This is a genomic window from Halomonas sp. GXIMD04776 (assembly GCF_049808615.1).
Classification (GTDB): domain Bacteria; phylum Pseudomonadota; class Gammaproteobacteria; order Pseudomonadales; family Halomonadaceae; genus Modicisalibacter.
In genome coordinates this window covers 38732-61604 of sequence record NZ_JBNCAN010000027.1, presented here as the reverse complement: position 1 = coordinate 61604, position 22873 = coordinate 38732, and the positions used below count along the sequence as shown (strand labels likewise).

30 protein-coding genes and 1 pseudogene are annotated in these 22873 nt (G+C 56.8%); 18 read left to right on the top strand and 13 right to left on the bottom strand.

The genetic code is table 11. The annotated features are described in order from the left end of the window. Positions 1-174 precede the first annotated feature (174 nt). Positions 175-1473 carry a TRAP transporter large permease gene (locus ACPF7Z_RS16770; RefSeq protein WP_425194402.1) on the top strand — a complete coding sequence of 433 codons (1299 nt, stop codon included), beginning with the start codon at positions 175-177 and terminating at the stop codon, positions 1471-1473. 87 nt (positions 1474-1560) lie between these two features. Here the strand turns inward: ACPF7Z_RS16770 and ACPF7Z_RS16765 are convergent. Further along, positions 1561-2406 (bottom strand): annotated as a pseudogene (locus tag ACPF7Z_RS16765) (RNA-guided endonuclease InsQ/TnpB family protein); the annotation flags it as partial. A gap of 57 nt (positions 2407-2463) precedes the next feature. Between ACPF7Z_RS16765 and ACPF7Z_RS16760 the strand changes: the two are divergent. The 4 genes from ACPF7Z_RS16760 to ACPF7Z_RS16745 all read left to right on the top strand — a co-directional run bounded on the left by ACPF7Z_RS16760 (position 2464) and on the right by ACPF7Z_RS16745 (position 4505). Continuing rightward, complete coding sequence (locus ACPF7Z_RS16760) at positions 2464-2664, top strand: hypothetical protein (RefSeq protein ID WP_425194401.1); 201 nt, start codon at positions 2464-2466, stop codon at positions 2662-2664. A 68-nt stretch (positions 2665-2732) separates the two neighbouring features. After that, on the top strand, positions 2733-3782 hold the full coding sequence (locus ACPF7Z_RS16755) for an asparaginase (protein ID WP_425194400.1): 1050 nt from the start codon (positions 2733-2735) through the stop codon (positions 3780-3782). 91 nt (positions 3783-3873) lie between these two features. Continuing rightward, positions 3874-4110, top strand: coding sequence for a type II toxin-antitoxin system Phd/YefM family antitoxin (locus ACPF7Z_RS16750; RefSeq protein ID WP_425194399.1), 237 nt, complete (start codon positions 3874-3876; stop codon positions 4108-4110). Beyond that, positions 4107-4505, top strand: a complete 399-nt coding sequence (locus ACPF7Z_RS16745; protein WP_425194398.1) for a type II toxin-antitoxin system VapC family toxin — start codon at positions 4107-4109, stop codon at positions 4503-4505. Before ACPF7Z_RS16750 ends, ACPF7Z_RS16745 begins: the two co-directional genes overlap by 4 nt. 120 nt (positions 4506-4625) lie before the next feature. Here ACPF7Z_RS16745 and ACPF7Z_RS16740 read toward each other — a convergent pair whose 3' ends face one another. Continuing rightward, a complete protein-coding gene (locus ACPF7Z_RS16740; RefSeq protein ID WP_425194397.1) occupies positions 4626-5486 on the bottom strand; it encodes an Rpn family recombination-promoting nuclease/putative transposase in 861 nt (286 codons plus the stop codon). A gap of 235 nt (positions 5487-5721) precedes the next feature. Here ACPF7Z_RS16740 and ACPF7Z_RS16735 point away from each other — a divergent pair, with 235 nt between their 5' ends. Then, positions 5722-5925 carry a type II toxin-antitoxin system RelE/ParE family toxin gene (locus ACPF7Z_RS16735; protein WP_425194404.1) on the top strand — a complete coding sequence of 68 codons (204 nt, stop codon included), beginning with the start codon at positions 5722-5724 and terminating at the stop codon, positions 5923-5925. Then, positions 5922-6224: an addiction module antidote protein gene (locus ACPF7Z_RS16730; RefSeq protein WP_425194396.1), complete on the top strand. Its 303-nt coding sequence runs from the start codon at positions 5922-5924 to the stop codon at positions 6222-6224. The genes ACPF7Z_RS16735 and ACPF7Z_RS16730 overlap by 4 nt, the downstream gene beginning before the upstream one ends. A 73-nt stretch (positions 6225-6297) precedes the next feature. On the opposite strand, the gene ACPF7Z_RS16725 is transcribed toward ACPF7Z_RS16730, so the two are convergent. From ACPF7Z_RS16725 to ACPF7Z_RS16705, 5 genes are all read right to left on the bottom strand, one after another. Continuing rightward, a complete protein-coding gene (locus ACPF7Z_RS16725) occupies positions 6298-6525 on the bottom strand; it encodes a DUF2835 family protein (RefSeq protein ID WP_425194395.1) in 228 nt (75 codons plus the stop codon). Positions 6526-6556: 31 nt separating this feature from the next. Continuing rightward, complete coding sequence (locus tag ACPF7Z_RS16720; protein ID WP_425194394.1) at positions 6557-6910, bottom strand: transcriptional regulator; 354 nt, start codon at positions 6908-6910, stop codon at positions 6557-6559. A gap of 283 nt (positions 6911-7193) precedes the next feature. Next, positions 7194-7508: a helix-turn-helix domain-containing protein gene (locus ACPF7Z_RS16715; RefSeq protein ID WP_425194393.1), complete on the bottom strand. Its 315-nt coding sequence runs from the start codon at positions 7506-7508 to the stop codon at positions 7194-7196. A 2-nt stretch (positions 7509-7510) separates the two neighbouring features. Beyond that, positions 7511-7873, bottom strand: coding sequence for a type II toxin-antitoxin system RelE/ParE family toxin (locus ACPF7Z_RS16710; protein WP_425194392.1), 363 nt, complete (start codon positions 7871-7873; stop codon positions 7511-7513). Continuing rightward, positions 7830-8063 carry an antitoxin MazE-like protein gene (locus tag ACPF7Z_RS16705; protein ID WP_425194391.1) on the bottom strand — a complete coding sequence of 78 codons (234 nt, stop codon included), beginning with the start codon at positions 8061-8063 and terminating at the stop codon, positions 7830-7832. Before ACPF7Z_RS16705 ends, ACPF7Z_RS16710 begins: the two co-directional genes overlap by 44 nt. Positions 8064-8487: 424 nt before the next feature. Here ACPF7Z_RS16705 and ACPF7Z_RS16700 point away from each other — a divergent pair, with 424 nt between their 5' ends. Beyond that, the gene (locus ACPF7Z_RS16700) at positions 8488-9774 is read left to right on the top strand and encodes a FliC/FljB family flagellin (RefSeq protein ID WP_425194390.1); all 1287 of its coding nucleotides are present in this window, start codon (positions 8488-8490) and stop codon (positions 9772-9774) included. A gap of 406 nt (positions 9775-10180) precedes the next feature. On the opposite strand, the gene ACPF7Z_RS16695 is transcribed toward ACPF7Z_RS16700, so the two are convergent. Continuing rightward, positions 10181-10414 carry a helix-turn-helix transcriptional regulator gene (locus ACPF7Z_RS16695; RefSeq protein ID WP_425194389.1) on the bottom strand — a complete coding sequence of 78 codons (234 nt, stop codon included), beginning with the start codon at positions 10412-10414 and terminating at the stop codon, positions 10181-10183. Positions 10415-10589: 175 nt separating this feature from the next. Between ACPF7Z_RS16695 and ACPF7Z_RS16690 the strand changes: the two genes are divergently transcribed. Continuing rightward, a complete protein-coding gene (locus ACPF7Z_RS16690; protein ID WP_425194388.1) occupies positions 10590-10877 on the top strand; it encodes a type II toxin-antitoxin system HigB family toxin in 288 nt (95 codons plus the stop codon). A 3-nt stretch (positions 10878-10880) separates the two neighbouring features. Beyond that, entirely contained in the window at positions 10881-11285 is a 405-nt protein-coding gene (locus ACPF7Z_RS16685) for a helix-turn-helix domain-containing protein (protein ID WP_425194387.1), read from the top strand. 19 nt (positions 11286-11304) lie between these two features. Here the strand turns inward: ACPF7Z_RS16685 and ACPF7Z_RS16680 are convergent, their stop codons facing one another. Continuing rightward, on the bottom strand, positions 11305-11556 hold the full coding sequence (locus ACPF7Z_RS16680; protein WP_425194386.1) for a Txe/YoeB family addiction module toxin: 252 nt from the start codon (positions 11554-11556) through the stop codon (positions 11305-11307). Continuing rightward, entirely contained in the window at positions 11556-11810 is a 255-nt protein-coding gene (locus ACPF7Z_RS16675) for a type II toxin-antitoxin system Phd/YefM family antitoxin (protein WP_425194385.1), read from the bottom strand. Before ACPF7Z_RS16675 ends, ACPF7Z_RS16680 begins: the two co-directional genes overlap by 1 nt. 218 nt (positions 11811-12028) lie before the next feature. Here ACPF7Z_RS16675 and ACPF7Z_RS16670 point away from each other — a divergent pair, with 218 nt between their 5' ends. The 4 genes from ACPF7Z_RS16670 (at position 12029) to ACPF7Z_RS16655 (ending at position 16808) form a co-directional block, all read left to right on the top strand. Continuing rightward, positions 12029-12508 carry a hypothetical protein gene (locus tag ACPF7Z_RS16670; protein ID WP_425194384.1) on the top strand — a complete coding sequence of 160 codons (480 nt, stop codon included), beginning with the start codon at positions 12029-12031 and terminating at the stop codon, positions 12506-12508. Between the two features lie 31 nt (positions 12509-12539). After that, on the top strand, positions 12540-12914 hold the full coding sequence (locus ACPF7Z_RS16665; RefSeq protein WP_425194383.1) for a flagellar protein FlaG: 375 nt from the start codon (positions 12540-12542) through the stop codon (positions 12912-12914). Positions 12915-13109: 195 nt separating this feature from the next. After that, the gene (locus ACPF7Z_RS16660; protein WP_425194382.1) at positions 13110-15818 is read left to right on the top strand and encodes a sensor domain-containing phosphodiesterase; all 2709 of its coding nucleotides are present in this window, start codon (positions 13110-13112) and stop codon (positions 15816-15818) included. A 99-nt stretch (positions 15819-15917) separates the two neighbouring features. Continuing rightward, on the top strand, positions 15918-16808 hold the full coding sequence (locus ACPF7Z_RS16655; protein WP_425194381.1) for an alpha/beta hydrolase fold domain-containing protein: 891 nt from the start codon (positions 15918-15920) through the stop codon (positions 16806-16808). 38 nt (positions 16809-16846) lie between these two features. On the opposite strand, the gene ACPF7Z_RS16650 is transcribed toward ACPF7Z_RS16655, so the two are convergent. From ACPF7Z_RS16650 to fliE, 3 genes are read right to left on the bottom strand one after another with little or no spacing between them, the layout of a single operon-like run. Then, positions 16847-17110 (bottom strand): BrnA antitoxin family protein, encoded by a 264-nt coding sequence (locus tag ACPF7Z_RS16650; RefSeq protein ID WP_425194380.1) that lies wholly within the window; start codon positions 17108-17110, stop codon positions 16847-16849. After that, a complete protein-coding gene (locus ACPF7Z_RS16645; RefSeq protein WP_425194379.1) occupies positions 17070-17342 on the bottom strand; it encodes a BrnT family toxin in 273 nt (90 codons plus the stop codon). Before ACPF7Z_RS16645 ends, ACPF7Z_RS16650 begins: the two co-directional genes overlap by 41 nt. A 40-nt stretch (positions 17343-17382) precedes the next feature. After that, entirely contained in the window at positions 17383-17712 is a 330-nt protein-coding gene (fliE, locus tag ACPF7Z_RS16640; protein ID WP_425194378.1) for a flagellar hook-basal body complex protein FliE, read from the bottom strand. A 298-nt stretch (positions 17713-18010) separates the two neighbouring features. Here fliE and fliF point away from each other — a divergent pair, with 298 nt between their 5' ends. The 4 genes from fliF to fliI are packed head-to-tail and all read left to right on the top strand — an operon-like array spanning position 18011 to position 22865. Then, positions 18011-19741: a flagellar basal-body MS-ring/collar protein FliF gene (fliF, locus tag ACPF7Z_RS16635; RefSeq protein WP_425194377.1), complete on the top strand. Its 1731-nt coding sequence runs from the start codon at positions 18011-18013 to the stop codon at positions 19739-19741. After that, on the top strand, positions 19734-20729 hold the full coding sequence (fliG, locus tag ACPF7Z_RS16630; protein WP_425194376.1) for a flagellar motor switch protein FliG: 996 nt from the start codon (positions 19734-19736) through the stop codon (positions 20727-20729). The genes fliF and fliG overlap by 8 nt, the downstream gene beginning before the upstream one ends. Continuing rightward, positions 20722-21459 (top strand): flagellar assembly protein FliH, encoded by a 738-nt coding sequence (fliH, locus tag ACPF7Z_RS16625; RefSeq protein ID WP_425194375.1) that lies wholly within the window; start codon positions 20722-20724, stop codon positions 21457-21459. The genes fliG and fliH overlap by 8 nt, the downstream gene beginning before the upstream one ends. Continuing rightward, positions 21456-22865: a flagellar protein export ATPase FliI gene (gene fliI / locus ACPF7Z_RS16620; RefSeq protein WP_425194374.1), complete on the top strand. Its 1410-nt coding sequence runs from the start codon at positions 21456-21458 to the stop codon at positions 22863-22865. The genes fliH and fliI overlap by 4 nt, the downstream gene beginning before the upstream one ends. Positions 22866-22873: the final 8 nt, after the last annotated feature.

Genomic DNA, 22873 nt, shown 5'->3' with positions numbered 1-22873 from the left:
GGCATGGTACCGGTGCCGCTGTGGATTCCACAGAGCGTCATGCTGTTGGGAATCCTGCTGCTGACCCTGGCCCTGACCGAAGCCTGGCTCACCACCGCCGTGATCGCCGCCACCAAACCAGGCGAGTTTCATATCGACGACGCCAGTCCAGATGAATGACCTAGGAAAACCGTGATGCTGACGCTTGTTCTGACATTGCTCGTCGCCCTGCTTATATTGCTGGGCAGTGGCGTCTGGGTGGCGTTCTCGCTGATGGGCCTTGGTTGGCTGGGCATCAGCCAGTTCACCTCGATTCCCGCCGGCGACGTGATGGCCTCGGACATCTGGAGCGCCAGCTACAGCTGGGAGCTGACCGCCCTGCCGATGTTCATCTGGATGGGCGAGATCCTGTTTCGCTCGCGCCTGGCGGAGGACATGTTCTCCGGCCTGGCGCCCTGGATGACGCGCATCCCCGGGCGCTTGCTGCATACCAACGTGGTCGGCTGCGGCCTGTTCGCCGCGGTTTCGGGTTCTTCGGCGGCCACCTGCGCCACCATGGGCAAGATGGCGATTCCCGAGCTGACCCGGCGCGGCTACGACGAGCGCCTGGTGATCGGCACCCTGGCCGGTTCCGCCACCCTGGGCCTGCTGATACCGCCATCGATCATCCTGATCGTCTACGCCGTGGCCACAGATCAGTCCATCGCGCGGTTGTTCATCGCCGGTATTCTGCCTGGGGTACTGTTGATCTCGCTGTTCGCCGGCTATCTGATGCTGTGGTCCTGGCGCTTTCCGGATCGCGTTCCCGCCGCGGATGAACACACCTCGCTGGGCGAAAAGTTTCGCCGCTCACGTCGCCTGATTCCGCTGTTGGGATTGATCGTCGGCGTGATCGGCTCGATCTACGCTGGACTCGCCTCGCCCACGGAAGCCGCCGCCGTGGGCGTCGTCCTGTCGCTGCTGCTGGCGCGCTGGCAGGGGGTGATGCAATGGAGCACCTTCGTCGAGGCGACCCTGGGTGCGGTGCGCACCTCCACCATGATCGCCTTCATCCTCGCCGGCGCGTCGTTTTTGACTGCGGCGATGGGCTTCACCGGCCTGCCCAGTGATCTGGCGGCCTGGATCGCCTCGCTCAACCTGTCGCCTTATATGCTGCTGGTGGCACTGACGGTGTTCTTCATACTATTGGGCTGTTTCCTGGACGGCATCTCGGTAGTCGTGCTGACCACCGCGATTCTGCTACCCATGGTCGAGGCCGCCGGCATCGATCTGATCTGGTTCGGCATCTACCTGGTGATCGTCGTCGAGATGTCCCAGATCACGCCGCCAGTGGGCTTTAATTTGTTCGTGCTGCAGGGCCTAACCGGCAAGAACATTCTCAGTATTGCTCGTGCTGCCCTGCCGTTTTTCTTCCTGATGGGGCTGGGGGTTGTTCTCATCACGATCTTCCCGGAGATCGCCACCTATCTGCCCCAGGCGATGAGTGGACGTTGACCACTCTTGGATTGACGTCCTCCCCGCCCTAAAGGACGGGATTCCAACTTCTTGAGGGCAACGTCCTGCCCCGAGACTGAGGATATTCCGGGCCGCATTCACGTCCCGGTCGTGGAGTACACCACACTCCCCGCACTCCCAGTCTCTTACTCGCAACCCGTTGACGCCCTGCGGCCCACTAAGCGAGCCGCAAGACGAACAGGCGCGGGTGGTGTTGGTTTCGCGAACTACCTTGAAGACGATGCCTGCGTGAGCGCATTTATATTCCAGCATCGTTTTCAATTGCGACCAGCCGGCGTCGTAGACGCTTTTGGCCATCTTGGTCTTCGCGAGTTTGGTTAAGGAAACATCGCCCACGACGATTTCGCCGTATTGGTTGACTAGTTTCCGGGAAAACTTGTGCTGCGCGTCCTTGCGCCGGTTCTTGATCTTGGCGTGGATCGCCTTGACCCGGCGCTTGTTACCAGCACGCTGGGCTGTCGCCAACTTGTCTTCCATGCGGCGGTAGAAGCGGCTGTTTTCCAGCTTTTCGCCATCGCTACAGGTCGCCACGTCTTTCAAACCGAGGTCGATGCCAACGGCACCTTGGCCAAGCGTTGGCTGAACGTCCACCTCGACAGCCACGTTGAAGTACCAGCGGCCCCGGCTGTCTTCGTTGAGCGAACCGGCACGGAGCTTGTATTTCGACAGGCCGTAGCTATCCCAGATCTTGAAGTAGGTGCCGTTGTGATAGACCTGGCCATTTTTCCACTTGGCTGCGCCGGTATTGACCGGCACCCAGCCGAGAGAGCGACGCACGCCCCGGGACTTGCGCCACTGTAGGCGAGTCTTCTTGAACTGCTTGCGACGGGTGACGTATTCGGCGGCAACACACTGCAAGGTCTGGCTGTGCAGGCCGAGGTCCTTGCCGGCCCCCTTGGTATAGGGGTGCATGTCGTAGGCAGACAGAAACAGCCCTTTCTCCCGTATAATACTGAAAGGAGATAGGTTATGGATCGGGTGAAAGCCATTAAGCAGAAAATTCAAAATCTATCGTCACAAAAGCTGCAGAATTTTCGCGAGTGGTTTGCTCGATACGACGCCGATAACTGGGATGACAAGCTGGAAGCGAACGTTGAAGCGGGAGAATTCGAGTCGCTGGCTGATAGCGCCCTTGCCGATCACCGGGCTGGAAAAAGCCGAGAGCTGTGAAGCATTAAGCCTCAATTAATTACCTAAATCGCCGACCTGGCAGCCACCAAACGGATTTTGCACACCCAATGCCAAACTCACCCATCCTCGTCATCTACACCGGTGGCACCCTGGGCATGCTGCCCGGCGACACCGGCTTGATACCCGGGCACAATTTCCAATCCCGTCTGCGTACGGCATTGAAAACACTCTCCCCGGCACGCCAGGCGTCGCTTCCAGAATTCGAGGTGCTGGAATATCCCGACCCCATCGACTCCAGCGCCGCAACCCCCGCCGACTGGCAGCGCCTGGCTCGGGATATCGCCGAGCGCTATGAAGATGCCCACAAGCGCTACGCCGGCTTCGTAGTACTGCATGGCACCGACACCCTGGCCTGGACCGCCTCCAGTCTTGCCTTCCAATTACAAGGCATCGATCGCGCTGTCGTCGTGACCGGGTCACAGTTGCCCTTGGAAGCAGACGGCAGCGATGCCCTGGGCAACGTCGAGGCCGCGCTGCGCTTCGCCGCCCTACCCGAATTACAGGAAGTGGCGGTGTGTTTCGCCGGCAAGCTGATGCGTGGCGTGCGGACCCGCAAGTGGAACACCCAGGCGTTCAACGGCTTCGCCAGCCCCAATTATCCCCTGCTCGGTGAGCTGGTGGATGGCAGCGCAGTGCTCTACCCCATTCGCGGGCTGGATGTTCAACAGCGCGGCCTGCCACGTTTTGAACTGCCGGATTACAAAGCGCTGAATGGCTCCGCCGTGGTGCGTATTACCCTCTGGCCGGGCATCTCTGCACGCCTGCTGGCGGCCTGGCTACTCGATGACAGTGTGCAGGGCGCGCTGCTCGAAGTCTGGGGCAGCGGCAACATCCCCGAAGACCCGGAAATTCTTGACGTGCTCGCTCAGGCGACCGGTGAAGGCAAGCTGCTGGCTGCGATCAGCCAATGCCCCCAAGGATCAATTTCCATCGGCACCTATGCTGCCGGTCGAGGACTCATCGATGCAGGCGTACTCTCTGGGGACGCCATGACCCCGGAAGCCGCAATGACCAAGCTTGTGCATTTGATCGCTCAACCGCTGAGTGATCGCGAAAGGCGGCAACGTTTCGTGACGGCGCTGGTGGGCGAGCGTTAGAAGCAGATGCTGCGCTGATACCTGTGACCTCACTTGAAAAGTATGCTTATATCTATAATATGACTATAGGCATATGACCATAGGCGATATCATGAAAACTGAAATATCTAAATCAAAATTCAAAGCTCATGCTCTGGAAATCTTTCGTCAACTGGAAGCCAGTGATGGTGAAGTCATCATCACGGATCATGGTCGCCCTAGCCTGATCATTCGCAAGTATCGTGCTCCGGAAGCCCGGTTACCCTTGGCTGAACTTGCTGATTCGGTGCTGCGTTACGATGCGCCCTTCGACCCGGTGGATGAAGAAAGTTGGGAAGCGTTGTCATGATCGTGCTCGACACCCATGCGCTGGTGTGGTGGGTATCGGCCGATAGCAGGCTTTCTGCGGCGGCACGGCAAGTCATTGAACAAGAGATGGCGCAGCAGGGGAAAATATTGGTTTCCGCCATTTCTGCCTGGGAAATTGCCATGCTGATAGAAAAGGGACGACTTACTCTGACAATGGATGTAGATGAATGGCTCGATAAGGTTGCAAGCATTGAAGTGGTTAGCTTTGTTTCCATCACACCTCGAGTTGCAGTGCAGTCCACCCGGCTACCTGGCAGTTTTCATGCAGATCCAGCGGATCGATTGATCGTAGCGCTCGCTCGCGAGTCTAACGCACTGCTCATCACGGCTGATGGTCGGATCCAGGCCTATCCGCACCTGAAATGGCTATGGTGACGATAGTAGGAAGAAAGCGTCACTGAATCTCTCCAGCGCGTCATTGCACCAACAGTCGGGCAGGGCCTCATCAGAATATAGACAAGCTCGGCTACTGCGCTGACCAGAATCGCGAATTAATCATCGCTCGTAGAACACCACCCCTGCCCGCTCAATGTGAACCGCCCCGTGTATCGCGGAGGCTCGTTGGTTTAAGTCATGCTGCCACTCGGCTTCTTCGTTATCCGGTACCCAGCTGGGGAGCAGCACGCGTTTGATCCAGAGGACGAAGTGCCGGCGTAGCTGGGTCTGTTCCGGCGCTTGTAACCATTGTACCAGCAGTCCAATCAGATCGATGGCATCCTGATGGCTACGGTGATGCTCCAGCCGAAAGATGGCCGACACCACGTTGCGGGCTTCTTCCGACCACTGCTCACTGGCCACAATCGCACCCTCGTCCAGCAGCAGGTAAGGCAGATCCGGCCGGTACTGTTCCAGTCCACCCGGTGTGGATTGGACCAGCTCCGAGACGTTGAGTGCCGCGTTCCAGCGTTTCTCCCCGTTGAAGAGCACAATGGGCAGCACCGGGGGTAGCTTGCCCTCCTGCGTTAACTTCTTCTGCCTGACCAGATCCTGATACAGCAGGCCCACGTAGGTCATGATACGCAGCGCCATGAACGGAGCGACGGTGCTTTGGAATTGATGCGCACCATCATGGCGCGCACCCTGCGGGCGCACTGAAGTGCGTCCAAATTCGTTCCTGATGAATTTGTCAATCAGCAGATAGACGTAAAGCCACTCGTCACCGAAACGTACACGCCATATCACATCGCCCTCTCGATCGCGCAGACCATCGGTGACAAATGTGCTACTGACCTTTTCCAACGAATCAAGATCCAGCTGCTCGACCCACTCTTCTCGCACGAACCCCGTCAGCAGGTCGCGGACGGTCCTGGGCTCACTGAAAAGCAGCTTATAGCTGTGATCATGCTGATTGTTCATGGTTTCCTCGATCGCCTTCAGAGTTCGGCTTATCACTCTCTCGGTCAGCAACAGCACGGGGTCGGTTTGCTTGATCAGCATTCGTTCATTATATGACTACTGTGGTTGACAACATCTGTCTGTCAGCTACAGTAAGCAAATGAAAGAGATCATCACATCAGACGTTTTCGCCAAGTGGCTGAATGGATTGCAGGATCGCAACGTACGCGCTCGCATCATTTAACGTCTTGATCGGCTGCAAGCTGGCAATGCAGGTGGTGTCAAACCTATCGGTGAGGGTCTTTCGGAACTGCGTATCAGCTATGGCCCTGGCTATCGTGTTTACTTCATGCAACAGGGGCCAATCGTTGTGATCCTGCTTTGCGGCGGCGACAAGAGCACGCAAAGCAAAGACATTGCGAAAGCGAAAAAGCTTGCCCGTAAATGGAGGAGTGAATGATGGTAGAAGAAAACGTGACTTTCAGTCGATACGATACAGCTGATTATCTAAGAGACGAACACGATGTACAGGCATATCTCGACGCTGCGCTAGAAGATGGTGACCCCACTATGATCGCGCTGGCATTAGGGAATATAGCCCGGGCCCGCAACATCAGCCAACTCGCGCGGGAAACTCAAATGAGCCGTGAAGGTGTCTATAAAGCGCTTTCAGGACAAGGTAACCCCAGCTTCGCCACTATAGCGAAGTTAGCCAGTGCGCTGGGCTACCGCATTACCCTGGAACAGAAGCAAGCATAAAGTGGATCACTCATGATTTCCTCCACTCGGCTGCAAGACGTTGAGCCGTCTCAAGATCCGCTAGAAACTGCGTCTACCGGCTCGACAAAGCCACCAGCGATTCGAACTTCCCATCACTGGTGAAACTCAGCCGATAAAGGCCATGCACGCCATCGCGCCCGACGATGCGCCGCAGCGCCTGAGCGGGGAACACCACCCGCCGCCCATCCTGGCTGCGGGCATAGACGTGCTGCGCGCCACCCGCGTAGTGCGCCAGGCACTGCTCGGCGGAAAGATCAATCACCACATCGATACTGGGCATCAGGGAAGTTTACTGCTGTTGAGCCTCCACATCACATCAACCGAACCTCAAAACCATCCGCGACGGGTACCGGAATCTTGGCATGGCGCGCCCCTTCCTTGATCGACACCAGCCCATACTCGCTCATCCTCTTGATGGTTCGGCTAAGACTCTCTTTCTTTCTTCCAGTGATGATCGAGAGCTCGCCAAGGGATTGCGGCTGACGTTCCCCTATTATCCGCAGCAACTCCAGATTACGCGTACTCAACATCTGCGACATGGATTCGACACTCTCGAACCATACCTTGGGCTCATCAAAAGCAGGACGATATTCGCCTTTGGCGATTGCCACCGTGCGACGGCGAAACTCGTCCCGGTTCATGATGCCGATCTTCATGGTTTTCATGACAACCCCTCTTCATTGAGCAGGCGATCTACAGCCTCGCAGAAGGCTTCCAGCAAGGACATTTATACAGTCGATAGTTGCAATCAGCCCGTCAAAAAAGCGCTATATGGCGCCCTATCACATGGATCCATTTAGATGGAGGTCAGGTCTCGAGCTATTTTTGCGCTAACTTGTCAAAGCGCTCGATGGTTGGCTGGGCGCGGTGTTCGGCCTGCCACAGATCGTAATCGCCTTGGTCGTCCTTGTCTCGAAGAAGGCACGCAGGCCCTTGTGTCACTACATGTTAGCCTGCAATTACCGAAACACGTCCTCGTGCTGCCGTGTGGCGATCGGAGCCAATGACAATTTGTACGTCTCGTCCCAAACGAGTGAGACAGTCCAGCATCTTTGTTTCACTGATGCCGCGAAACTTGCCATTTAGCAGATTGGAAAGCTTCGGCTGGCTCAGATCCAGGATCTTGCAGGCATCTGTCTGTGTCCATTGGTTAGCGCTGATGATGTTACGGATTTGCGTTGCCAATTGTGCTTTGACCAGCATTTCATCAGCATTAGAAAAACCTAGGTCTGTATAGACGCTGGTGCTTCCTTCTTCAATCATGGTCACTCTCCACCTCCCTCGGCATGTTCTTTCGCCGATTTTAGGCGCTCATGGATAACGTTCATCTCTGGTTTTGGTGTAGCGATACCTTTAGATGATTTTTTCTGGAAACAGTGCAAGACATATACCGCATCACCATACTTCACGGTATAGACGGCCCGATATGTGCCGTCATTGTCACGCTCTACCACTTCCAAGACTCCTGCTCCACCAAACCCCTTCAGAGGCTTAGCCTTATCGTGCTTTTCACCAACCTGCGCCAGATGAAGGGCAAATCCGAATACGTCTTGCACATCATTAGGCATGGCCATTAGGTCTTTTTTAGCTGACCCAATCCACATTAATTTTTTTGGCTGTGAACTCATAAAGGAAATTATACCTATTTTGGCATAGTCGACAAGATGATTTTAAGTAGACTGCCAGTCTTGCAGTGTTTTTCATCAAGGCGGCATCCAGAAACGCGTCAAGCGTAGGATCTTGCTTGTCCGCCTCGGCGGCCAGCCGCGATTGGCGGCGACACTCCTCGGCGAAACCCGGCGCTCGGGTATTCGGCACTCAGATCGTGATCGGACGCACCACTTGCGCGCGGAACTTGTCACGGTGCTTCGGTTCGCGACAGTTATCATGAGCCATTTCATTATCCTTCGCTGTCATTGCCTGGCGACGTAGTGAGCGTGGCGATCCACGTCCTCCCGAAAAGCTTCCAGCAATAACCTGAGACCGCAAAAAACCCGACAAACCAAGCTGGCATCAAAACCACCGCCTGTTCATGCCTTGACTCTTTTCCGCGTCTTTCTACAAAAAATTGCCCTTCCCTAAAAAATTTCGCATTTAGGCCTAAAGCAATTTTCCCTGGCGACGATAAACAGGGTAACGGCCAACGGCGCCGTTGCGGTAGGAGAGGCAGAACCCAGTAAAGCGCCGATTCACCGCTGGAGCCCTCAAGACCTAATCAGGTTACTATAGGAAGGAAATAAACATGTCAGTTATCAATACCAACATCACTTCGATGATCTCTCAGCAGAACCTGGCTTCATCCAAAGGCGACCTGACTACCGCCATGGAGCGTCTGTCTTCCGGGCTGCGCATCAACAGCGCCAAGGACGATGCCGCCGGCCAGGCCATCGCCAACCGCATGACCAGCCAGATCACCGGCCTGTCCCAGGCACAGCGTAACGCCAACGACGGTATCTCCATCGCTCAGACCGCAGAAGGCGCCCTGAACCAGGTCAACGACAACCTGCAGCGTGTTCGTGAGCTGACCGTTCAGGCTCAGAATGGCACTAACTCCGCCGACGACCTTCAGTCCATTCAGGACGAGATCGGTCAGCGTCTGACAGAAATCGACCGTATTTCAAGTGAAACCAACTTTAACGGTGTGAAGGTGCTGGCTAGCGACCAAAACATCGGCATTCAGGTTGGCGCCAACGACGGTGAGAGCATTTCTGTCGCCCTGAAGGCTATCAACTCTTCTACCCTGGGCATGGATGGTTTTTCTGTCGCGGCTAACACTCTAAATACTAGCGAAGCGATCACTCAGGTCACCAACGGCGGTGGTACGCCGGCAGACGTTAACCTCAGCACCGCCGCTACCACTCTCGGCGTCGATGCCTCCACGTTGTCACTGCGCAACGTTCAGGATGCAAATGGCAATGCCACCGGTAATTTCGTTGTAAAATCTGGTGATGACTACTACGCAGCTTCTGTCGACGATGCGACTGGCGCTGTTTCGCTGAACGTTGCAGATGTCGACTTCTCGGATACTGATAATGGCGTGACCGGTCCTGTTACTCTTGCAGACCAGCTCGTTAAAGTAGGTGCGAATGCTAGTGGTGCTGCCACAGGCTATGTGGAGATTCAAGGCGGAAATTATTCCGTAGCAGCCTCTGCGTTGGCTAACGGCGGCGCAACGGGCACCGATGATGATCAGACAGGTACTACTATTGCTCTTAGCGGCGCAACTCCAACTGCAGAGTTCACTGGTGCCAGCAGCAACGATCCGCTGGCAACTCTTGACAGTGCACTGAAGCAAGTTGACGAGTTCCGCTCTGCCTTGGGTGCCTCGCAGAACCGCTTCGAGTCTGCCATCACCAACTTGAGCACTAACGAGACCAACCTCTCTGCCGCTCGTTCACGCATCGAAGATGCCGACTACGCGACTGAAGTGGCCAACATGACTCGCAGCCAGATCCTGCAGCAGGCCGGTACCTCCGTCCTCGCACAGGCCAACCAGCTGCCGCAGTCCGTACTGTCACTGCTGGGTTAATTCAAAGCATAGCGGTAAAAGTGAGGGTCGGCTTAGGCCGGCCCTTTTCCTGTTTGAGAATTTATTAAGGCATGTCCATGAAGTGCAGATATTGTAATGGCGAGGGTGACGTGCGCTGCCCTACATGCAAAGGTGGCTTGCTTGAGGTGGGATGCCCCGACTGCGATGGCGACGGCTGGATAGTCGATCCCGAAGCGGAAAAGCTACGGGAGTGTAACCGTTGTGAAGGCGAGGGAACCCTGACATCCGACGAGTGCTCGAATTGCGATGGCCTAGGCGTCGTCGATTGCGACGACTGCAATGGCACTGGCGAGGAATAAAGATTCTTCGGCGTTTCATGTAGATTTGATTTGGCTTGATCCAGCGTGCCTCCATCGGGCTGCCGAAAGGCGGCCTGTTTCCGTTTCTAGTTGAAGAGACTTCGCCGCGTCAGTAATACCGACACTGCACGATGACGATGGCTTGATCTATCATCCGGGGTCTTACAACGTAATAACTCTCTCAGGGACTGGCGCGACACCCCCAGGGGTTCAGCCAGCCGCGTGGAGGTCAAGTCATAGTCCGGAATAAAGTCCTCTCTCAACGTCTCGCCAGGATGAGTCGGCTTGCGCTGCATACCCGCAGTATTAGGAATAGCCATCGTTGTCACCTTACTCAGTGGTAATCGCATACTTCGACGTCGTAAGCATCACCCTCTTCAAAACGAAAGTAGCCCGTCGGAAATTGTCAGACTAGCCACAACACGACATCGCAATTTGCGATATCTGGTAAGATTGCGTTACACTCCTTATCGCGAAATGCGATATAAGAACAGTATGCATATCACCACACAGAAACGAATTTGGGAGGCCAAGGTAAGGTGGCCGCAATCTGCGTCTGCTCTAGATGCCTGGTATCGCCTTATCAAAGTCAGCGAGCCCAGTAGCTTCGCAGAGATGAAGGCGCTGTTTCCAGCAACCGACAAGGTCGGCCATCAGCATGTATTCGACATCGACGGCAACAAACTGCGTCTGATAGCCGTCGTCCATTATCGTTTCAAGAAAGTCTACCTTCAGCACGTCCTTGACCATGCTGAATATGATAAGGGCAAATGGAAGGAATAACCCATGAGTGCGTTGATCCAACAAGCCGTAGCACATTGGCACTTTGTTGCGCCTTTGCTTGATAAACCATCGTCAGAGGCAGATTACGATGCCTTGGTCGAAGCGCTTGATGAGGTGCTGGTGCTAGTGGGCGATGATGAACACCATCCGCTGGCAAGCCTGGCATCTCATATGGGCGACCTGCTAGAAGCTTATGATCACGCTCATCGGCCAATGCCGGAGGTAAGCGGTGTTCAGGCGCTGCGCTATCTAATGCAGGAGCATGGCCTTGATCAATCAAGCCTGCCTGAAGTTGGTACGCAATCGGTGGTCTCGGAGATTCTCAGCGGCAAGCGTCAACTCAACCTACGCCACATCCGAGCACTTTCGACGCGATTCGAGGTGCCAGTAGAAGTGTTTCTCGAATAGCCATCTTTTGCAGCTTGGTTCAATAATGATACCGACACTGCACGATGATAATCGCCTGATCGGTCTGTCCATAGACGAGACGATGCTCGCGATCGATGCGTCTTGACCAATAGCCGGCCCAGTTGTACTTCAACGGCTCGGGATCACCGAGGCCGTTGAAAGGCTGTCGCTGTATGTCCTTTATAAGCGTGTTGATCCGCTTCAGCGTCTTTTTATCCTTGGCTTGCCAGTAAAGATAATCCTCCCACGCCTTCTCGGCCCAGGTCAGCATCACTTTTCAATCAGCTCATGCTGGACCGTCTGACCGGCTTCGACTTCAGCAATAGCCTGATTCAACCGCTCGGCGTTCTTGGGACTTGCCATCAAATAGGCAGTTTCTTCGTAGGATTTGAAATCCTCCACCGACATCACGATGGCAGGCTTGCCATTCTGACGGGTGATCAAGATTGGCACATGATCGTCGTTGACCTTGTCCAGGATGCTGGCCAGCTGAGCGCGGAAAGCCGAGTAGCTCAAAGTATCCATATGTTTACACCTCGATGTAATTGTACAGTTCATTGTACTGGTACAAAAACAAGTACTCAAGCGCATTTAAGTTGGTCCACTTGCTCAATCTTGTCAGCCTGACGCTGAGTGGCAAATCGAAATAACCCCCAATAGTCAAGCTTTTTATCCCCTTGCCGATATCTCTTTCAAGATACCTTTCAACAGTTGCACATCCACTCGGCAAGCAGGGAAAACCGATGAGCCACTTACATGTCTTGAAGACCACATCGGACAGCACATTTCTGAAAACTCTTGATCAGGCGTTGCAAACCCTGATCGAGCAGGATCGCTTCCTTCTCAAGCGGGGTGCCAACGAGCGGGCGATCTCCTTTCGCCTGGCGCTGCATCTTCAGGCGCTGTTGCCCGAGTGGAACGTGGACTGTGAATACAACTGCTGGGAGACCCCCTGCCACTATATGAAGCAGGTCGTCACTGGCACCACGTCCGCGGCGACCGAGGCGCGCACGATTTTCCCGGATATCGTCGTTCATCGACGCGGCACCGCGGAAAATCTGGCGGCCATCGAGATTGCCAAGAGCACCAATCGCTTCAGCATCCACCAGGACATCAAGAAGCTGAAGGCCTACAAGACGCAATTGGGCTATCAGCACACCCTGCTCCTGAGCATCGGGGTCGATGATGATATTGGTAACAGTCAGGTAGAGGTCATTGCCTGACCCTAGCCACCACTACGTATCGGAATACGCCATGACACCCTCCATTCATGATCTCAATTTCGTTGCACAAGCGCCTTCCGTCAGCGATCTGCTATCGCGTCAGCGTTCTGACAAAGCTCTGATACAGCTCCCCGCCGCCGAGGGAGACGCGTCATCCACAGGGATTGCCGGCGGCGTTGATTCGACGAGCTTTGAGGAGCTGCTGGAACCCGTGCAGCGGATCAACGATGTGATGCGCAGCTATGGCATCGAGTTCGATCTGCAGCGCCAGGAGGGGCGCGTGGTAACGCGTATCATCGACCGCCTAAGCGGCGAGGTGATTCGTCAGATGCCCAGCGAGGAAGTATTGCGTATCGCTGATTCTCTCGAGCAGTTGCAGGGCCATCTGATCACGCTCGAAGTTTAGCATCAGCACACGTATATTAGATTAATTTCTTATATCTAAAGGTTCGCGAGATGGCTGCCGATAATAGCGGATAAACGGCATATCCAGTGTTATCGGTATTGCCCCATGAATGCCTCGAGGCCGATCAAAACAATGAATCACTGCGTCAGTTGCTCCCCAAGCCAGCAACGATCGAGAATCAAGGACACCGTGCGCTTGGAGGCGCTTGAATCGACACGACTGTTGGACACCTCCTCGGAGCAGCGCTTCGATGTTCTGACGCGCCTGGCCTGTCGTCTCTTCGAGGTGCCCATCGCCCTTGTCAGCCTGGTGGACGACAAGCGCCAATGGTTCAAGTCGGCTCAGGGCATCACCGTACGCGAAACCCCGGTAGAACACGCCTTCTGCGCCTACGTGATCGAAGCGAATGAGCCGATCATCGTGGAGGATGCACGCCAAGATTCACGCTTTTGCGATAACCCCCTGGTGACGGGTGCTCCTTATATTCGTTTTTATGCGGGCGTTCCCGTCTACGGTCTTGGCGACAGCCCGTTGGGGACACTGTGCATCATCGGCTGCGAGCCCCGCAGCATCACACCTAAAGAACTGGAAACACTGCATAACCTTGCCGATCTGATTACTCTCGAGATCGCCCATGGACGACGGGCAACCCACTTGAATGAAATGCCTGACAGTGAGGCCACGCTTGAACGCACGATCGAAGCGCTCATTGCCCGCTCGGAACAACGCCATCGGGCCGGCGCCCCGCCGAAGCTGATCTTGCTCGAGCTGCTCGACGATCTTCTGCGCTTGACCCAATGCCAATACGGTCTGGTGGGTGAAATCACGAAAGAAGATGATGCCCTGGTACTCGACGTGCTTGGCATGTCCCTGGGCGATGTGACTGAAAAGATGCATGCGTTCTTCATTCGTGGCGGCCGCAGGCTGAGCCTCGATCGTATGAATGCCCTGATGAACGATCGCTTTCTGCGACCGGAAATTCAGGTGTACAACGATCATGATTTCGCCGACATTTCACCGAATGCGCTCCCGGACAATCATCCACCGCTGCATAATGCGTTGCTGGTTCCGTTCGTGGTGGGAGGTGAAAACCGGGGCCTGATACTGATCGCCAATCGCAAGGATGGCTTCAACCTCGCCCGTGCACAACGCCTGCTGAAACCCTTGATGAGTATCGGCAGCCGTCTACTCGAGTCACTGCACGAAGAACAGGCAAAAGGCGCCCTCTACGCCACCCTGGAAGAGTTTCGTGCCACCCTGGATGCCACCCTGGACCTGATTCTCATCTTCGAGGAGCAGTCCCAACGCTTTACCTATTGCAATCAGGGCGGGCTCGATCAACTCGGCTACAGCAATGAAGAAATAAAGACGCTGTCCCCCGACCAGCTGATCGATTGTTTCAACGACACGGCCCCGACCGGGCAGCTCGCCATGCTGGAAGAGGACGATCAATCGGTACGCTTGAATACCCATCTTCGCTGTCGCGATGGCGAAGTTCTCCCGGTGCGGGCAACGATACAACGGATCAAATACAAGGATTCCGGTCACTACAACGTCGTCATCGTTGCTCGGGATCTGCGCGAGTCCCTGGAAGCGCAACGCGAGATTGAATGGATCACTCATCATGACGCCTTGACCCGCCAGCTCAATCGCGCGGGTTTTCTAAAAGCGCTGGCGAAAAACGCTCCCAAGCGTCATTCCACGGCACGCCGTCAGGCGGTGCTGGTGTGTGGAGTCGATCGTTTCAAGCGGATCAACGATGCCCATGGCACGGCGATGGCGGATGACGTGCTGCGAGAGCTGGCTGGCGTCTTTTCTTCAGCATTGATGGATTATTCCAACGCGCTGATAGGACGCCTGGGCGGTGACGAATTCGCTATCGGTGTCAACCTGGTCAGCGACAAGCATGTTCTCGAGCTAGCCGACCGCTTACGTCAGCGCGTGGAGCAACACCGCTTTCCGATGATCGGTGAATTGCAGTTGACCATCAGTATCGGCTTGGCTACCACCACCGGCGGCTATATAAAACCCGCCGAGCTGTTGCGTCGGGCCAATGCGGCTCAGGTGCAAGCCAAGCGGCACGGACGCAACCGGGTACGCCAATACATGAGCGGCATGCTCAAGGAAGCCAGCCGACACCAGAATATCGAACAGCGGCTCTCCGGCGCGTTTGCCCGTGGTGATTTTCGTCTGCACTTTCAACCCCAGTGGCATCTGGCCGATCTTTCCCGACCCACCGGCGCGGAGGTGCTTCTGCGCTGGAAAGACGAGAAGTTAGGCACCATCGGTCCCGATGTTTTCGTGCCGATTCTGGAAGAGAACGGGATGATGATCGAGGTCGGGAAATGGGTCATCGAACAGGCGCTGGACGCGCTGGTCGCGGCTCGGGACCGGCTCTCCGAAGGCTTTTTCATCAGCATCAATATCAGTGCCATCCAGTTGATGGATGACGATCATCTGGCAACCCACATAATGTCGGCATTGCATCAGCGCGGGTTGTCCACCAGTGCATTGGAGCTCGAGATCACCGAAACCGCGCTCATTCAATCCCCGGAGTGGATCGGCCAGCAACTGGCTGGGTTGTATGATCGAGGAGTGCGTATTGCCTTGGACGATTTCGGTACCGGATTCTCGTCGCTATCGCATTTGAAGCAGTTCCCCTTCGATACGATCAAGATCGACAAGTCCTTCATCGCCGGACTACCCAACTCCGCGGAAGATCGCGCCATCGTCGAATCGCTTTTGACCCTGTGCAGTGGATTCGGACGGGAAGTCTGCGCCGAGGGTATCGAAACCCAGGCACAGCTTGAGTTCCTTCAGGCCCATGGTTGTGGGCGGATCCAGGGCTATCTGCTGGCCAGACCGGGGCCTGAATTGATGCCCGACACTGCTTGGCAGCAATAAAAAAACCTGACGCCCTTCAAGGCTTTCTGGTTCTGAAACTCGGCGGGACTGTTACCATGATGTCAGCCCCGTCGTTTTTCACCTGTCAAGAGAGTGGCAATGCGCACACTATGGATGCTTCCCGCCCTGCTGTTCATCCTGAGCGGCTGTACGACTCACTTGGACGCACCCGAGACCCCATCAACGGCTACCCTTCCGCAAACCACCTCCTTCGAGGTATTGAAAAACCTGACCTACACCCCGGATGACTGGCCCGAAGCCATCCAGGCGGATGTCTATTTACCCGCCACACCCGGCGTGACTGAGCGACCCGCTGCCTTGGTCGTACACGGCGGTGGCTGGCAAGGGCGCTCTCGAGACGATATGACCGATATCGCCGAGCGCTTGGCCCGCAACGGCATCGTGGCGATCAACGTCACCTATCGTTTCGCCCCCGACTACAAGTTCCCTGCCCAGCTTCACGACCTGCAACAGGCCATGGCCTGGATTCATGCGCATGCGGATGAATGGGACGTGGATACCTCCCGTATCGCCGGCGTGGGCTATTCCTCCGGGGCGCATCTGGTGAGCCTATTGGCGCTGGTGGCCAGCGAAGGGGGCGAGTTGAACGAGCCGTATGGCGGTGACACCTCGCAGCTGGCGGCGGTGGTCTCCGGTGGCACACCGAGCAACTTGTTCAAGTTCGATGATGGACGCCTGGTGGTGAAGTTCCTCGGCGGCCCCCGCCTGAAGGTTCCCATGCAGTACGCCAAGGCGTCGCCGATGAAACACATCAACGCGGATGCTCCGCCTTTCTTCCTGTTTCATGGCACCTGGGACGATCTGGTGCCGGTGGATCACGCCAAGGACTTTCATACCGCTTTAAATGAGGCCGGAATTGATAGCGAGCTTTACTTGCTACGCTATCGTGGCCATATCACCACCTTCCTGACTCGTGGCAGCGCCATGGACGCGGCCATGGAGTTCCTCAGGCGTGAACTTGGAGGTTAGACCTGCATGTTCAAGCGTCCTGATGCAATCGTCGTGAATCAATTGTGCTCTTGAAGATATTCCTTGAGCGCCTGATTGATTCGACTCTGCCAGCCAGCGCCTTGTGACTTGAATGATTCTACGATCTCCGAGTCCAGGCGTATGGTCACGCGCTGTTTTACTTTATCGGCCTTCGGACGTCTGCGTTTGACCAAGGCATCGCCGCGATACTCATCGGCCTCTTCGAAGAAGGCATCGTCGAGTTCCGGCGCATCGTCTGGATCAATCCAGTCGTGATCGGCATTTTCTCTGTTCGCGCTCATTGGCTTTCCTCATGGAAATGATGCGACGTGCCCCATCGCGAGGAGTCCACACAATGATGACCATGCGAGCTTGCATCATGCCTACCGTAATATAACGTATCTCGGCATAGTCCTTACGAGCGTCTCGCAAGGTGAAATGGTGGCCCGAAAAGACGTCGGTTGCATCCTCCAAATCAAGCCCTCTCGCTTTGAGAGTCTGATCACGCTCATGTGCATCGAAGGATAATTTCATATTTATTGTATGCACAAAAATAAGTAGAAGAAATCGTATTTCAGACCTGCATGTTCATGATGTCCTTGTAGGCCGTCACCAGGCGGTTTCGCACCTGGACGCCCATCTGAAAGCCAACGCTGGCTTTTTGCATGTCCACCATCACGTCGTTTAGCGCAACGCCGGGGTCGCCGGCCTGGAAGGCGTCGAGCTTGGCGTTGGCGGTCTGCTGCAGCCGGTTGATGCGCTGTATCGAGGATTGCAGCTCACCCGCAAAACCACCCTGGCCCACCATCGTGGATAACTGCTGCCCCTTGGCGGCCTGACCGCTGGCTTGGGTCGCCAGACTCTGCATTTGACTCAGCGCCGCTTGAATGGCCGGTGCACTCATGAGGAACTCCTGAACGGATTGATAGTGATGGCAAGCCTATCAACCCTTTACCGCACCTCATGCATGCAAATGAACTAAAAAACGCGTCCTTTTCCTGCCTTTAGCCTTGCCTTCGATGCGGATAATGACCTCCATCACCCGACCGTTCAGGGCTAGCGTATAACACCACCCCGAACGCCGAATCGAGACGGATGCTGGAGCCGGACATCATCATGCTATCTGGACTGACCCGCGGCTACCGGGCCGACACCCACAACATCGCCTTAGCGGGCATTATCTTCAACGCCGGGAGGCGCGCATGACCGACGCTGCTTCGGCCACTCAATCGACTTCGCCTCAGGGCAGCCGCAACGCATCGGATGCCAAGGCGTCATCGGCATCGAATCTTTTGTCGAAACTGCGCAGCAGCTCGATGGTTCCCCTGCTGATTGCAGGAGCGGCCGCCATTGCCATTCTTGCGGCGTTGTTGTTGTGGGCCACTACCCCTGACTATCGAGTGCTGTACAGCAATCTGACCGATGCGGATGGCGGTCGCATTATCAGCGAGCTGGACAGCCGAGGCATTCCCTATCGTTTCAATGACGGCGGTAGCGCCTTGCTGGTACCCGGGGATCAGGTACATACGCTGCGTCTGCAATTGGCCGAACAGGGGCTCCCTCAGGGTGGCAATGTCGGTTTCGAGCTGATGGACGACCAGGCCTTTGGTGTCAGCCAGTTCACCGAGCAACTCAATTATCAACGCGGCCTGGAAGGCGAACTCATTCGTTCGATGGAGGCCCTGGGCCCGGTCGCTCAGGCTCGCGTTCATCTGGCCATGGCCAAGTCGTCGGTGTTCGTGCGGGAGCGCGAACCCGCCAAGGCCTCCGTGGTATTGACCCTGGAGCCTGGTCGCGTGCTAGGTGATGGTCAGATCAATGCCATCGTGCACATGGTCGCCAGCAGCGTGCCGGAGCTTGCTTCAGAGGCGGTCACCGTGGTCGATCAGAACGGGCGCCTGCTCTCACGCAGCGGCAGCAGCCTGGGCGATCTCGATGGCACCCAGCTGAGTTATATCCAGGAAGTCGAACGCTCCTATCAGCAGCGCATCGAACGCATTCTTTCCCCCATCCTCGGCCCTGACAATGTGCGCGCTCAGGTCGCTGCCCAGATCGATTTCGCCTCCCGGGAGCAGACCGCGGAACGCTACAGTCCCAATCAGCCCCCGAACGAAGCGGCGGTGCGTAGCCGTCAGGTCAGTGAATCCTATACCGGTGGTGATGACCTGGGCCGCGGTATTCCCGGCGCCTTGACCAACACCCCGCCAGGTACCGTTGCCTCACCCATCGATCAGGGGGCTGAAACGACCGAAGACGACGAAGGCAATGTCGATCAAACCAATAAAAACAAGCCGCCTAGCCGCATGGATCGTGACGATGTGGTCAACTACGAAGTCGATCGCAGCGTCGAGCACATTCAGTATCGTCGCGGTCGTGTCGAGCGCCTTTCGGTTGCCGTGGTGGTCAACTATCGCGACGGCATCAACGAAGAAGGTCAAACCGTTCGCGAGCCGTTGAACGATAACGAACTGGCTCAGATCAAGCGGCTGGTGCGACAGGCCATGGGCTTCTCCGAGGCTCGGGGCGACGCTATCGAAGTGGTCAACTCAAGCTTTGCTCAGCGCGACGATACCCTGGAGCCTCTGCCCTGGTGGCAGACCGCTCAAGCCATCAATCTGGCCATGACCCTGGGGCGTTACCTGCTGGTCGCCTTGGCTGCGCTGTTCCTGTGGTTCATGGTGCTACGCCCCTTGGTCAAGCGTCATAGCCAGGCACTCCCTGCTCCAGCGCAGGCGAGTCCGGGAATGGTCATGGACTCATCTTCCAATAGAACCGCAGATAACAAATTCGAGGATGAGATGCCGCAACCCCGTCCTCGCCGCCGTGGCGCCTCGGCCTACGAACAGAACCTCAAGGCAGCGCGGGAGATGGCCCAGGAAGATCCGCGCATGGTCGCTCTCGTCGTCAAAGGCTGGATGAAAGAACATGACTAAGATGACCGGCGCCCGTCGCAGCGCCATTCTGTTGCTGTCCCTGGATGAAGACAGCGCTGCGGAAATATTCAAGTATCTATCGGCCAAGGACGTCGAAGCGCTGGGCATGGAGATGGCTCAGCTCAACCAAATCTCTCATGAAGAGATGCGCCAGGTACTCGATGAGTTTCATGACGAGGCCGAGCAGTTCGCCGCGCTTAACCTGCATACCAGCGAGCACATTCGTGCGGTGTTGACCAAGGCACTGGGCAATGAGCGTGCCTCGAGCCTGATCGAGGACATCCTCGATGCCAAGGGGGCCAACTCGGGCATCGATTCGCTTAATATGCTTGAGCCATCGATGGTGGCGGAGCTGATTCGCGACGAGCATCCGCAGATCATTGCCACCATCCTGGTGCATCTGGAGCGTCATCAGGCCGCCGACATCCTCGAGCTGTTCAATGAAAAGCAACGTAACGATGTGGTGCTGCGGATCGCGACCTTCAGCGGTGTGCAACCCGCGGCCCTGCAGGAACTGACGGAAGTACTCGGCGGCATGCTCGACGGCCAGAATCTCAAGCGCAGCAAGATGGGTGGCGCAAGAACCGCAGCGGAGATCCTCAACCTGATGAACACGGCTCAGGAAGAGGCCATCATCGAGAACGTGCGCGCTCACAGCGAGGAGCTGGCACAGAAGATCATCGACGAGATGTTCCTGTTCGAGAATATCGTCGATATCGACAGTCGCGGTATCCAGCTCATTCTCAAGGAGATCGACACCAATTCCCTGGTGGTGGCGCTCAAGGGTGCGCCCAACGAACTGGTCGAGAAGTTCACCTCCAACATGTCTCAGCGTGCTGCCCAGTTGCTCACCGAGGACCTCGAGGCGCGCGGCCCGATTCGCGTCTCCCAGGTCGAGAACGAGCAGAAAGCGATCCTGCAGGTGGTGCGGCGCCTGGCCGAAAACGGCGAGATCGTGCTGAGCGGTGGAGACGACAGCTATGTCTAACTGGGCGAACTTGCCAGGACAGGACAAGGGTGACTGGCGCCGCTGGCAGATGGATGAGCTGGACCTGACGGAATGCGCGGAGCCTAACCGCGAACGTTCGCGCCAGGACGCCATTCGTCAGCAGGCACTGCGGCGCAGCGCCGAACTCGAAGCGGAACGCAAGAAGGCACGTCAGGAAGCTTATGACGCCGCCTATGCGGAAGGCTTCAAACAGGGGAAGCAGGCCGGCTTCGAGCAGGGCGTGAGCGAAGGCCGCGTGGCGGGCGAAGAGGAGCTTCAGCGCCAAACCCAACAAACGCTTGACCCCCTGCTTTCCTTGGCCGAGCAGTTTCAAAACGCCCTAGCCGGTCTCGATGACGAAATCGCCGAACGCCTGGCGGATCTTGCCCTGACCGCTGGACGTCAGCTCGCCGGCGAAGCACTTGAAGCGCAGCCGGAACAGGTGCTGGCCATCGTGCGTGAATTGCTGCACGTGGAACCGGCGCTTTCCGGTCGCCCTCGCCTCTGGTTACACCCGGAAGACCTGCTGCTGGTCAAGACGCAACTGGGCGCCGAATTCGAAGCGGCGGGCTGGCAGCTTCAACCGGACGACCTGATTACCCGCGGCGGCTGTCGCGCCACCAGCGCCAGTGGCGAGCTCGATGCCACCTTCGAGTCCCGCTGGGAGGCCATCGCCGGCAAGGTGCGTCGTCGTCATAACAGCGACAATATACCGGGAGGCTCCTCATGAGCGCCGCCGTGGAGTCCGTCAATGCGCATCAGCGCCATTGGCAGGATGCCTTAGCGGGTGTCCAGCGCCGCGTACAGGGCACCCCCTCTTATCGCGCAAGTGGCCGTATCGTGCGGGCGACCGGCCTGGTCCTCGAAGCGATCGGCTTGCGGGTGCCCCTGGGTAGCGCCTGTCGTATCGAGATCTCGCCGCCTTCTTCAACGACAGCCGCAGCGCTTGATAGCGAACGCTTTGCGGAAGCGGAAGTGGTCGGTTTCTCTGGGGAAAAGCTGTTTTTGATGCCGCTGGAAGAAATCAGCGGGCTGCTCCCCGGCGCTCGGGTATTTCCGCTTGGCGAAGGTGGTCAGGGCAATAGTGCACGACGCTTCCCCCTGGGCGAAAGCCTGCTGGGTCGCGTGGTGGATGGCAATGGCCGGCCGCTGGACGGCCTGGAGCCGCTTACGGATGCGCCTCACGCACCGCTGGCGGCCACCCCGCTCAATCCCATGGCTCGCGCCCCCATCGAGACACAAATCGATGTGGGTATTCGCGCCATCAATGGTTTATTGAGTGTTGGTCGTGGACAGCGTATGGGCTTGTTCGCCGGCTCCGGAGTGGGTAAATCGGTCCTGCTGGGCATGATGGCACGCTACACCAAAGCGGATGTGATCGTGGTCGGGCTGATCGGCGAACGCGGTCGCGAGGTGCAGGATTTCATCAACAACATCCTGGGTGCCGAGGGGCGTCGCCGCGCTGTGGTCGTCGCCGCGCCGGCGGATACCTCACCGCTGCAGCGCTTGCAGGGTGCCGCCTATGCCACCCGACTGGCGGAGGGATTTCGGGATGCCGGGCAAGATGTACTGCTGATCATGGATTCTCTGACCCGTTACGCCATGGCGCAGCGTGAGATTGCCTTGGCCATCGGAGAGCCGCCGGCCACCAAGGGCTATCCACCCTCGGTATTCGCCAAGCTCCCCGGTCTGGTGGAGCGCGCCGGCAACGGCATGAAGGGCGGCGGATCGATCACTGCTTTCTACACGGTGCTCACGGAAGGCGACGATCAGCAGGATCCGATCGCGGATTCCGCCCGGGCGATTCTCGATGGCCACATCGTGCTCTCCCGCTCCCTGGCGGAGAGTGGCCACTACCCGGCCATCGATATCGAAGCCTCGATCAGCCGCGCCATGACCGCCATCGTCAGCAACGAACAACAGCGCCAATCCCAGCGCTTCAAACAGATGATGTCGCGCTACCAGCGCAACCAGGATTTGATCAGCGTCGGCGCCTATACGCCGGGGCATGATCCACAACTCGACCAGGCCGTGATGATGCAACCCAAGCTGGAGCAATTTCTGCAACAGCGCATCGATGAACGGGCCGATATCACTCAAACGCACCAGGCGTTGAACGTCCTGTTACCGGTTTGACGGTAACC